Origin of the sequence: Mesorhizobium sp. M0408, from assembly GCF_040321495.1 — a bacterium.
In the GTDB taxonomy this organism is placed as follows: domain Bacteria; phylum Pseudomonadota; class Alphaproteobacteria; order Rhizobiales; family Rhizobiaceae; genus Mesorhizobium.
Map to the genome: position 1 here is coordinate 154,957 of NZ_JAMYRO010000017.1, position 12,276 is coordinate 167,232.

4 protein-coding genes are annotated in these 12,276 nt (G+C 64.5%); all 4 read right to left on the reverse strand.

The genetic code is table 11. The features are described from left to right. Nucleotides 1-133: 133 nt before the first annotated feature. Complete coding sequence (locus NKI67_RS20965; protein WP_352646596.1) at nt 134-8,704, reverse strand: glycoside hydrolase family 94 protein; 8,571 nt, start codon at nt 8,702-8,704, stop codon at nt 134-136. Nucleotides 8,705-8,970: 266 nt separating this feature from the next. Further along, nucleotides 8,971-9,558 carry a HutD/Ves family protein gene (locus NKI67_RS20970; protein WP_352625038.1) on the reverse strand — a complete coding sequence of 196 codons (588 nt, stop codon included), beginning with the start codon at nt 9,556-9,558 and terminating at the stop codon, nt 8,971-8,973. An 8-nt stretch (nt 9,559-9,566) separates the two neighbouring features. Beyond that, entirely contained in the window at nt 9,567-11,237 is a 1,671-nt protein-coding gene (gene hutU / locus NKI67_RS20975) for a urocanate hydratase (RefSeq protein WP_352457143.1), read from the reverse strand. A gap of 32 nt (nt 11,238-11,269) precedes the next feature. After that, nucleotides 11,270-12,088 (reverse strand): N-formylglutamate deformylase, encoded by an 819-nt coding sequence (gene hutG / locus NKI67_RS20980; RefSeq protein ID WP_352646598.1) that lies wholly within the window; start codon nt 12,086-12,088, stop codon nt 11,270-11,272. Nucleotides 12,089-12,276 lie beyond the last annotated feature (188 nt).

Genomic DNA, 12,276 nt, shown 5'->3' on the forward strand with positions numbered 1-12,276 from the left:
CAAGACCCTGGGCACGACGTCTAAAGTCGTGTGCAGGCATTCAGCAAGGTCAAACGCAAATATAACCGGTAGAGGCACTTGGAGCGCCCGTGCGTGCCCTGGGAACGCTAAGCGACGCTCCAAGCCCTTGAATCTAGGCCGGTATTCTGACGACCACCTCGGCACTATCTCCGGCTTTTGGCTCGAAGGACGAAGATTTGGTCTTCGTGCCATTCACTTCAAGTGAGATGGCCCGGGCCTTTTTGTCGCGGACGACGCGTACCTTGATCTCGGCGCCCAGCATCTTCAGAGTTGCCGAATAGCCGTCCCAATGGCTAGGAAGTCTCGGCGTGAACTGGAGGCGCTGTCCGCGGCGCTCTATGCCGAGAATGCTCTCGACCGCAGCTCGATAAAGCCAGCCCGCCGACCCGGTATACCAGGTCCAGCCGCCTCGGCCGCCCTTGTCTTGCCCGGAATAAACGTCGGCCGCGACGACATAAGGTTCCACCCGGTAGCGCTCTGCCGCGGCTTCGTCGAGCGCATGGTTGACCGGATTGAGCATTGAAAGGCAACGGTAGGAATCGTCGGTGCGACCCATCTCGGCTAGCGCAATGACGAACCATGTTGCCGCGTGCGTGTATTGGCCGCCGTTTTCACGGACCCCCGGCGGATAGCTCTTGATGTAGCCCGGGTCCTTTTCAGTCTTCGAGAAGGGCGGGGTGAACAGTTTGGCGATCTTGAGGTCGTCGTCGACGAGCGCTTTCATCGCCTGCGCCATTGCCGTGGTCGACCGCGCCGGGTCGCCCTCGCCCGAAAGCACGCTCCAGGACTGGGCGATCGAGTCGATCTTGCACTCGTCCGACTTGCGCGAGCCGAGCGGCGTGCCGTCGTCGAAGCTGCCGCGCCGATACCACTCGCCATCCCAGGCGGTGCTTTCCAGCGCCCGCTTCAGCACCTCGGCGTGCTTCGTCCAGGCCTGCACGCGCTTGGCATCGCGCTCCGCCTTGGCGACAGCGGCAAAGTCGCCCAGCGTCTTCAGCAGGAACCAGCCCAGCCACACGCTCTCGCCCTTGCCGTGCTCGCCGACGCGGTTCATGCCGTCGTTCCAGTCGCCGCCGAGGATCAGCGGCAGCCCGGCTGGGCTGCTGCGCTTGACGGCAAGATCGAGCGCCCGCGCGCAATGGTCGTAGAGCGAGGCTGTCTTCTTCGAGATTTCTGGGATGAAGAAAGCATCGTGCTCGCCTTCGCCTAGCGCCTGCCCTTCGATGAAGGGCAGTTGCTCCTTCAGGATCGCGGTGTCGCCGGTCACCAGCAGGTAGCGGGCCGTGGCGTGGGCCAGCCAGACGACGTCGTCCGAGATCATGGTGCGGACGCCGGCCTCGGTGCGCGGCAGCCACCAATGCTGCACGTCGCCTTCGGGGAATTGCCGCCGCGCCGCATTGAGTATCTGATCACGCGCCAGCTTGGGGTCATGCGCCAGCAAAGCCAAGGTATCCTGCAACTGATCGCGGAAGCCGAAGGCACCGCTCGCCTGATAGAACGCAGAGCGGGCACGGATGCGGCAGGCCAGGCTCTGATAGGGCAGCCAGTGATTGACCATAGCGTCGAGTGCCTTGTCCGGCGTCTCGACCTGGATTGTGTCGAGAAAGCCGCGCCATGTGCGCTCGTTGTCGGCCAGCCGCTGATCGAAATCCCTTGAGCGATGGGTCTGCACCAGCGCCCTGGCCGCCTCGGGCGAGGCCGCGTCGCCGAGCAGCCAGAGCAGCGTGACGTCGCCGCCGGCAGCGATGTCGATGTCGCGTGCGATGGCCGCGCAGGGATCGTCGCCGGCCTCGACACGGCCGGACAGGCCGGCGCCGCTCAGCACGGCATGCGGAAACTCGCTCGTGCCTTGCCTGCCGATGAACTCGCCGCGATCGGCGGTGACCGAATGCACAGCACCGTCGGCGGCCAGAAAGGCGATCCGCTCGCCGAAATCGAGCCCATAGGGATTTTGCGCCAGCAATGCGCCGGTTGCGGCATCCCTCGACGGAACGATGCTTGCAGCGGTGCGCGAGCGATGGCCGCCAAGAACCCATTCCGCATAGGCGTAGACGCGCAGCCGCATCGGCACCGAACCCGAATTCTGGATGCGCAGCCGCGATATCTTCACCGGATCGACGGGATCGACAACATGGGTCAGGTCCATCGACAGCGGCCCGCGTTTTGAGCGGAACGTCGAAAAACCCTGCCCGTGCCAGGTTTCGTAGGTCATTGTCGGATCACGCACCACGGCAGCCATTGGCGAGAACGCCCTGCCACTGGCATGATCGTAGATATAGATGCCCTCGCCCGGCCGGTTGGTGACCGGATCGTTCGACCATGGCGTCAACTGATAGTCGCGGCTGTTGCGGCTCCAGGTGAAGGCAGCGCCTTCAGCCGATATGTGGAACCCGAACGATGGGTTGGAGATGACGTTGATCCACGGCTGCGGCGTCGTGCGCCGGCCGGCAAGACGCACGACGTAGTGGCGTCCGTCGCCGTCGAAGCCGCCGAAACCGTTCCATTGGTCGAGCCCGCTGCCGTCGACGCGGCCCTCGATCAGTGCCTGGGCCGCAGATGCTTGCGACGTCGGCACCGGCAAGGACGGCTCGCGAAGCGCTGCAAGGTCTGCCGGCTGGAGGGCGGCGTCCCGCGCCTGCAGTGCCGCGGCCTCGGCGCGCTCGATCTGGTCGAAGATGGTGCCGTTGCGCGTATGCAGCACCACCCGAGCGACGGCGAGCAAGGTCCTGTAGGTCGTTTCCTCCATCAGATCGCGGCGCACTGCGAAGATGTGCTGGCGGGGTCCGAGTTCCTTGCCGCGCAACCGGCTGTTTTCGCACAGCGTCTCCACCGCGCGCTGCAGGTCCTGCACGTAGGATGACGCCTGCTCGTTGACGACGACAAAATCGATCATCATGCCGCGGGCGCGCATGTATTCCTGGAAGCGAAGCGCCTGGGCGACGATCTCCAGATCGGCGACATCGGCGATCCTGACCAGGAAAATCGGAAAATCGCCGGATATGCTGGTCGGCCACAGGCTGGACTGCCTGCCGAGCCCGGAGACGATGGATTCGCCCGGAAGGCGCAGGAACGGATCGGGATAGATCAGATAGCGCGCCAGCTTCTGCACATTGGCGGCGTCGGACAGGCTGAGGCCAAGGTGCCGGGTCTGCACCTGCGAGCGCGTCCAGGCGAGCATCGCCTGGCGGGCGAAGCTTTCGGGATGGTCGAGCCGTGCGATGGCGGCATCCAATTCGGCGCGATGGGTACCGACGACGGTCCAGAACGTCAGCGAAATCTTCTTGTTGGCCGGCACGCGCACCTGCCGGCGAAGCGATGCGATCGGATCCAGGGTGAAGCCGGAATGGCCGCCAAGCTTGGCGCCGGGATCAAAGGCAGCCGCTTCGGTGATGGTGCGGCCGCGGCCGATGAAGGCGCGCCTGTCGGTTTCCGCCTCGGCGTCTCGCGCCGATCCAGACGGGTCGGTGACGAAATGCACCATGGTGACGTCGGGTTCGTCCTTTTCGCGCTTGCCCCTGGTGGCGAAGATCGCGCCGTTGTTCGGCGCGATCTCGGTTTCCACGAACATCTTCGAAAAAGCCGGATGGGCATTATCCGAGGGCTCGGAGCCCAGCACCAGTTCGGCAAACGAGGTTACTTCGATATGCCGGTCGGCGGGGCCATCATTGTGGAGCGTCACCCGTCGGCCCTCACCATTGCCTTCCGAGATGACGATGCACTCGACTTCCGAACGCAGCGATCCAATCGATTTGACGAAGCTCGCCTTGTCGTCGGAGAACAGCGTTTGCGCACGCTCGCCGGCGGCGCGCTTCGGCTCGGCGGTGGCCGACCACCAGTCGCCGTTGCTGGCGTCGCGCAGGAAAATATAGGAACCAAGGCGGTCCTCGGTCGGATCCGGCTGCCAGCGCGTGACGGCAAGTTCGCCCCAGCGGCTGTAGCCGGAGCCGGTGGCGGTCACCATGACCGAATAGCGGCCATTGGACATGACACTGGTCGAGCGGAGCGCCCTGAGCGGATCGAGCACAATGCGGGTATCCGGGCTTTCCAGCTCGGTCTCGTCCTTCGAGCGCTCGTCGGCCTCGGTCCTGACGGTCGCAGTCGGGATGTCGCGCGGCGCCCGTTCCTGCAGCAGCAATTCGGCCGACTCGATCACCGGATCGCTGTGGAAGCGGTCGCGCAGGCGCCCTTCGAAGATCGCATCGGCAACCGCGGCAATCGACATGCCGGAGTGGTGGGCCATGTAGTTGAGCACGACGGCGTGGTCGGTGCCCTCGGGGACGCGTTGCGGCGTGAAATCCACCGCGTCGTAGAAACCGTGCCGGCCCAGTGCGCCCAGCCGCCTCAGCCTGGCCAGGTTCTGGACGGATTCATGCGGCGTGAACTGCGCTGCCAACACGGTCGCGTAAGGCGCGATCACCGTGTTTTGGCCAAGGCCGCGCTTCAGGCCGAGCCCGGGCACGCCGAAATTGGTGTACTGATAGGTTAGCTCGCGGTCGCGGGCGTTGTAGGCCGCTTCCGAAATCCCCCAGGGAACGTTCTTCGAACGGCCATACTGGATCTGGCGCTTGATGATGAGCTTGCTGGTCTGGTTGAGAATGCTGCCTTGCGGCTCCTTCATCACCAGTGGCGGCATCAGATATTCGAACATCGAGCCGGACCAGGACATCAGTGCGCCCTGGAAGCCGATCTCGACGATCGGCCGGCCGAGCCGGAACCAGTGCTCGGTCGGCAAATCGCCCTTGGCGATGGCGAACAGGCTGGTCAGCCGCGCCTCGGAGGCCAAAAGATCGTAGCAGCTTTCGTCGAGCTGATGCTCCTCGACCCGGTAACCGATCGACAAGAGCTTGCGTTCGGGCCGCATCAGGAACGAGAAATCCATCTCGAAGGCGAAACGGCGCGTGCGCTCGCGCAACGTCAGAAGCTTGGCCCGCAATGCCGCGACGGCGTTTTCGTCGCTGTGCGCGTCGTGCACATGCGCCTCGCAGGTGGCTTCGAGCCTGGCCGCCCAATCGGCGATGGTGTCGCTCTGGGTCGACGCGGCCTCGGTGTGGATGGCTGTCGCGAGCTTGCGTATCTCGCCGGCCAGGACGGCCAGGTTGATGGTACGGATCGACGCCATCTCCGGCTGCGCCTTGATCAATTCGACCGCCCGCCGCATGCCGTCGAGACGGTCGGCGAGCCGCTGGCGCAAGGGCCGCAATTGACGCCGGTCGTCGGGCAGTTCCTCAAGGCTTTCGTCGAGGATGGTGACGGTGTCGAGGATGCCTTCGAAGTCGCCCTGCACATGCACCGACGGCGCTTCGGCCCATTCGGCGCAGGCAGCGGCCACGGCCACCAGATGGCCGGCGAGATTGCCGCTGTCGACCGCCGAAATGTACAGCGGGTAGAGCGGCTTCAGGGTCGTCGTGTCATACCAGTTGAAGAGATGGCCGCGGTCGCGCGGCATGCTCTCGATGGTCGACATGGTCGCGTCGATGCGGTTGACTGCGTCGGAGAGGCTGATCCAGCCGAAATCGCGTGCCGAAATCACCGACAGCAGGTAGACGCCGATGTTGGTCGGCGAGGTGCGGGGCGCCACCACGGGGGCCGGGCTTTCCTGGAAATTATCCGGCGGCAGATGGTGATGCTCGGCCGTCACGAAGGTCTCGAAATAGTGCCATGTACGCCGCGCCACGGTGCGCAGCGCGTGGATGTCGGCGGCCGATATGCGCAGGCGGTCCTCGGTTTCGGCCGAACGGCTGATCCAGCAGGCGATGGCGGGCGCGCCGATCCAGAACAAGGCAAAGAAGAAGGCGACGAAGGCGCCGGTGGAATCGGCCAGCACCGGGACGGCGAGGCCGACGACGCCTATGATCACCGCGCCGTACATGATGCTGTAGTAGGAGCCGAGATCGTTGTCGCCGCCCTTGTGTGCCTGCGAGGCGGTGCGCCATTCGAGCAGGTTCTGGCGGCTGACGAACAGGCGGTAGAGCGTGCGGATGATCGCGTCGCCCATCATCCAGGCAAGATGCGCCATCAGCACGATCTTCAGCGCCACCAGGGCAGTGCCGAAGGCAACGTCGCGTGCCAGTGCCGAGAAATGGCCGCGCGGCGTCTGGTCGCCGCTCTTCGGCAGGATGGCGTCGACGATGTCGAAAGTGGGCGCCATGAACAGCGTGAGGATCAGCAGCGCCTGCCATTGGGCGGCCTGCGTGAAGGGCAGCAGCGTCCAGCCGGCGATCGCGGCCATCACCCAGAAGATCGGCGTCACCGAGCGGCGCAGATTGTCCACCATCTTCCAGCGCGACAGCGCCGGCACGTTTGAGCGCGGGCCAAGAATGAAGCCCAGAAGCTGCCAGTCGCCGCGTGCCCAGCGATGGTGGCGCGACGCGTCGACCGAATAGCGGGTCGGATAGTCCTCGACCAGTTCGACGTCGGTGACCAAGGCCGAGCGCGCCAGGGCGCCTTCGAGCAGATCATGGCTGAGGATGGTGTTTTCCTCGATGCGGCCCTTCAGCGCCGCCTCGAAGGCGTCGACATGGTAGAGACCCTTGCCGGTGAAGGAACCGTCGCCGAAGATGTCCTGGTAGAGATCCGACACGGCAAAGACGTACGGATCGAGCCCGCGATTGGCGGAAAAGACACGCTGAAAGAACGATGCCTCGTCGCCACTGGTCAGCGACGCGGTGATACGCGGCTGCAGGATGGAATAACCTGCCGTAACCTCGCGCCGTGCGACATCGAAATGCGGACGGTTGAGCGGGTGGCAAAGCTTGCCGGCCAGCGCAGCGACGGCGTCGCGGGTGGTACGGGTGTCGGCGTCCAGCGTCATCACGTGGACGACGCTCTCCGGCAATGGCACTTCCAACGGCAGGAAGGTGGTGTCGCTGTCCCCGCGCAGCAGAAGGTTCAATTCGTGCAGCTTGCCGCGCTTGCGCTCCCAGCCCATCCAGACGCCTTGCGATGCGTTGTAGAGCCGGCGCCGATGCAGCAGATAAAAGCGCGGCGCCCCTTCCGAGGGATAGCGGGCGTTCAGCCTGGCGATTTCGGCGCGGGCGAATTCGAGGATTTCGACATCCGCCGTATCGATCTCGGTCTTCGAGTCCGGCCAGTCGGAAAGCAGCGCGAAATAGACTTCGCCCGCCGTGTTGGCGAGGTGATGCACCTCGATGTTGCGGATGTTCTCCTCGACATCGTCGCGCGAGCCGATCAGCGACGGCACCACCACCAGCGTGCGCGCCTCGGGCGGCACACCGTGCCTGAAATCATAGCCGATGAGACGCGTCGGCTTCAAAAACAGCGAGACGACGGTGTTGAAGAATGCGAGCGCGCCTTCGCTGGCCGGCACCGCGAACAGGGCCAGCATCAGGACGATCGACGGCACCGACAGGCCGAGATTGGCAAGCGCATTGCCGGAAACGACCAGAAGCAGGACCGTCAGCGCAAACACCGGCACGACGATGCCCAGCCATCCGGTCTTGCGGAAGGTCCGGTTGAGCGTCTTGCCGATGGTCGGCCGGTAGCCGATCGACCGCTCGAGCTCCTGCCGGCGCGGGCCGACCAGAAAGAAGCCGACGTCGGTGTGAGCGATCGGACCGCTTTCGGAGCCCGGTGCATCGGCAGCATGGCCGGCGAGCTCGATCGCCCTTTCGGCAACGCGAAATTCGGAGAGATCGGAACGGCGCGCCAGCTCCTCGATCGCAGTCCGGTATTGGTCGCGCGAAAAGAAATCGAGCGCGGCGAAATCGGTGCGTTCGCGCAGCAAGGTGTCGATGCGGCTGACGCCCTCGAACCACACCGTCCAGTCGATGTCGTTGATCAGGCGCAGGCCGCGGATGATGTTGCCGGTGGTCACGTTGCCGCTGGACAGCGTGTGGTGCTCGCTGAGGATGATCTCCTCGGCGTCGGAGCCGGTCCTTTCCAGCTCGCCCTCCAGCCATTCCAGCGCCCTGCCGGCATTTTGCGAGCCGTCACGCAGCCGGTAGAGCAACTGGGTGGCGAAGGTGGTGTCCTGCGCATGGGCGCTGTAGTGGGAAAGTATCGCCTGCCGGTCGGCGCTGTCGTCCGTCGCCAGCACACGATCGGCGACCTCGTTGGCGATCTGGCGCAGTTCCCGCGTGCGATTGACGCGGACCGCGATCCGGCGAAGGTTCTCGATCAGGACGAAGCGCAGCAGCGATGGCAGCGCCCATAATTCGCCAATCTTCAGCGGCTCGATGGACTGGAAGCCTTCGACAATCGCCTTGAACATGGCCGACGAGACGGAACTGTCGGAATGCGCGACATAGGTCCACGCGACCGCCAGTGCGCGCGGCACGCTGGATCCATCCGACAGTTTCAGCGTCGGCAACTGGCGGTAGAAGCGGCGCGGCAGGTCGCGCTTGACCTGAAAAATGGTCTCCTCGACCAGGTAGTTGTTGTCGAGCAGCCACTGCGCCGCGGGCGTGATCGTTTCGCCCCTCGCCTGGGCAGCGTTGGTGGAACGGTAGACATCGAGAATTTTCCTGGCGCTGTCGCGGATGCGCGCCTGAAAATCGAAAGGCGTCAGACCGAACAAGTCCTTGGCGTCGCCATTGGCAAGGGCTGCGCCCAAAGCGCGCAGCCGATCTTCCGGCAGGAAATTGGAGCGTATCGGCACGTCGGTGACAGCCGGGAAGCTGGCGCTCGTCTTTTCGATCTGTGCGAGATTGGTCTGGATATTCATCTAAGGTTCCGTGTTGGGGACGCAGTGCGGCGTCACCGCCACGGCAATGTCCCTAAAACCGGTCCAAATGCAATTGGTTGCATCGCAACACTTGGCCGAAAGTTTGTTTCCGCGCCACGACAAGATGCCGTCTTTCGACAACTTCCAGGCGGCACTATGAGCATCGTTTCGGCTTCTGATCGGCGGAAGATTCAGGCTTTTTCGTGATGCAGCTACCAGCTTACGCGATATTTGGCTGGCGTCACGATCATGTTTGGAAACAGACGTTAATCGTTGCCGGCAATGCGGTCGATGCGGATCACGAACAGCATGGCCGGCCGGACCGGATCCAGGCGCGGTTCCGGCGCTTGCGCCCCGAGCAACAGCGCGTCGAGCGGCCCAAGTTGCATGGGCGCCGCGCCGGCCACGCTGAGTTCGCCGTCGACGCACAGGATGAGTGTTTCATCGGCTTCGGCCTGGATCTCCGTCGGAGCCGAAATCAGCAGGCGCTCGACCGTGTGGATCGCCCGGGCGCGGCGGGTCATGACGTTGAGGTCGGTGATCGGACCGGCGATAAGCGTGGCTTGCGTCGGCACGTCGGCCGGAAAGGCAAGCGGTGCGGAAGCCTTGGTGATTTCGATCGGTAGCCGGCCGGCGATGTCGAGGATCATGCCCTCGCCTTCCAGCAACGCCAAGGTCCGGTCGACGCCGGCAAATCCGGAAAATGGGCCGCCGCCCTCGACCAGCGCCATCGAGACGCGCCAGTCGAAATCGTCGAGCCCGGCACCTGGCGGCGAGACGGCAATCTCCGTCGTCACCCCGCCGCCGTTCTTCCACGGCATCGACCGGTATTCGGCTGCCCGAAGGATGCGCAAGGCGCGGCTCAGCCCAAAATGCCGGGCAGGTTGAGCTGGTTCTCCCTGGCGCACTCGATCGCGATGTCATAGCCGGCATCGGCGTGGCGCATGACGCCGGTCGCCGGATCGTTCCACAGAACCCGCTCCAGGCGCTTGGCCGCCTCGGGCGTGCCGTCGGCGACGATGACCATGCCGGCATGCTGCGAAAAGCCCATGCCGACGCCGCCGCCATGGTGCAGCGACACCCAGGTGGCGCCGGACGCGGTGTTGAGCAAGGCATTGAGCAACGGCCAGTCGGAGACGGCATCGGAGCCGTCCTTCATCGCCTCCGTCTCGCGGTTCGGCGAGGCGACCGAGCCGGAATCGAGGTGATCGCGGCCGATGACCACCGGCGCCTTCAGTTCGCCCCTGGCGACCATCTCGTTGAAGGCGAGGCCGAGCCGGTGGCGATCGCCAAGCCCAACCCAGCAGATGCGCGCCGGCAGGCCCTGGAAGGCGATGCGCTCACGCGCCATGTCGAGCCAGTTGTGCAGATGGGTGTTGCCGGGGGTCAGCTCGCGCACCTTGGCGTCGGTCTTGTAGATATCCTCGGGATCGCCGGAAAGCGCTGCCCAGCGGAACGGGCCGATGCCGCGGCAAAACAGCGGACGGATATAAGCCGGCACGAAACCCGGGAAGGCAAAAGCATTCTCGAACCCCTCCTCCTTCGCCACCTGGCGGATGTTGTTGCCGTAGTCGAGCGTCGGCACGCCGGCATTCCAGAACGCCACCATCGCCTCGACATGCTCGCGCATCGACGCGCGGGCAGCTCTTTCAACGGCCTTCGGGTCGCTGGTGCGCTTCTCGCGCCACTCGGCCAGCGACCAGCCCTTGGGCAGATAGCCATTGAGCGGGTCATGCGCCGAGGTCTGGTCGGTGACGATGTCAGGGCGCACGCCGCGCCGAACCAGTTCCGGCAGGATGTCGGCGGCGTTGCCGACCAGGCCAACCGATTTCGCCTCACCGGCTTTGGTCCAGCGCTCGATCTTTTCCAGAGCCTCGTCGAGCGTGTCGGCGCGCTCATCGACATAGCGGGTGCGCAGCCGGAAATCGATGCGGTCGGGATCGCATTCGACGGCCAGGCAGCAGGCGCCGGCCATGACCGCGGCGAGCGGCTGGGCACCGCCCATGCCGCCGAGACCGCCGGTCAGGATCCACTTGCCCCTGAGATTGCCGCCATAATGCTGGCGGCCGGCCTCGACGAAGGTCTCGTAGGTGCCCTGCACGATGCCTTGCGTGCCGATGTAGATCCACGAGCCGGCCGTCATCTGGCCGTACATCATCAGGCCCTTTCTATCGAGCTCGTTGAATTTCTCCCATGTCGCCCAGTGCGGCACCAGGTTGGAATTGGCGATCAGCACGCGCGGGGCGTCAGGATGAGTGCGGAACACGCCGACCGGCTTGCCCGATTGCACCAACAACGTCTCGTCGTCGCCAAGCGTCTTCAGCGAGGCAACGATGCGGTCGAAATCGTTCCAGGTGCGCGCCGCCCGGCCGATGCCGCCATAGACGACCAACTCGTTGGGGTTTTCGGCGACGTCTGGGTCGAGATTGTTCATCAGCATGCGCAACGGCGCTTCCGTCAGCCAGGTGCGGGCGTTGAGCTCGCTGCCGCGCGGGCTGCGCACTTCACGGATGTTGTGGCGAGGATCGGTCATGATTGTCCCTTTCGAGTGAGGTGCACCGCGCGTCAGCGTTCGGCCCAGGCGATCGCGGTTTCCAGGATCTTCTTCAGCGTGACGCGGATCGGCGCCGCGAATTCGGCCTCGTAAGGCACCGGCCAGTTAGCCGGTTCGCCCTTGCCTTCGGGCTCGCGCATATAGCCGCGGTTGGAGAGTTCCATCTGCAGCGCGTGGACGCCGGCTTGCGGCTGGCCGAAATGGCGCGTGATCCAGCCGCCCTTGAAGCGGCCGTTGACGACGTAGCTCTCGCCGGTTTCGGCGAGGATCTGGCCAACCGTCGCTTGCAGCGTCGGATCGGCGCTCTTGCCGTCATTGGTGCCGAGATTGAAGACCGGCAATTTGCCTTCGAAAAGGCGCGGCAGCACCGAGCGGATCGAATGGCAGTCATAGACGACGATTTTTCCGTGCAAAGCGCGCAGCCTGTCGATCTCGGCCTGCAGAGCGGCATGATAGGGTACGAAGAACTTCTCGCGGCGTTCGTCGATCTCCGACGGTCCCGGCTCTTCACCCTTGCGGTAGAGCTGATCGCCGTCAAAGGTCTCTGTCGGGCAGAGCCCAGTCGTCGTCTGGCCGGGATAGAGCGAAACGCCGGACGGATCGCGGTTGACGTCGATAACGGTGCGCGAAATCGCCGTATGCACGACCGTCACGCCGAGGCTCTCGGCGAAGTCATAAAGCTTGTCGATCCACCAGTCGGCGTCACGGCGGCCGAGCCAGGGCGAGACCAGCCGGCTGTCGAGGCCGGCGAGATCGATGCCGGTATGCGGGATCGAAACCAGCAGGGGTGCTGTGCCTTGGGTGACGGTGAGCCAGGAGGGTGAGGTCATCGGAAGTCTCCGAGCGACAGAACGCGACCTTGCAATCGTCCGTGAACACCGACCTCGCTTTTTGCCGGTCGGAACGCATTTTGTTCTTGCTTTGTGCCGGCAGCTATGCTACTAAGTTCGGTATGGTGCTGATTCGGCCCGACGACCCGCCTTTGAGGCGGGTTTTTTGTTTCTGGCTGGACGTCGGC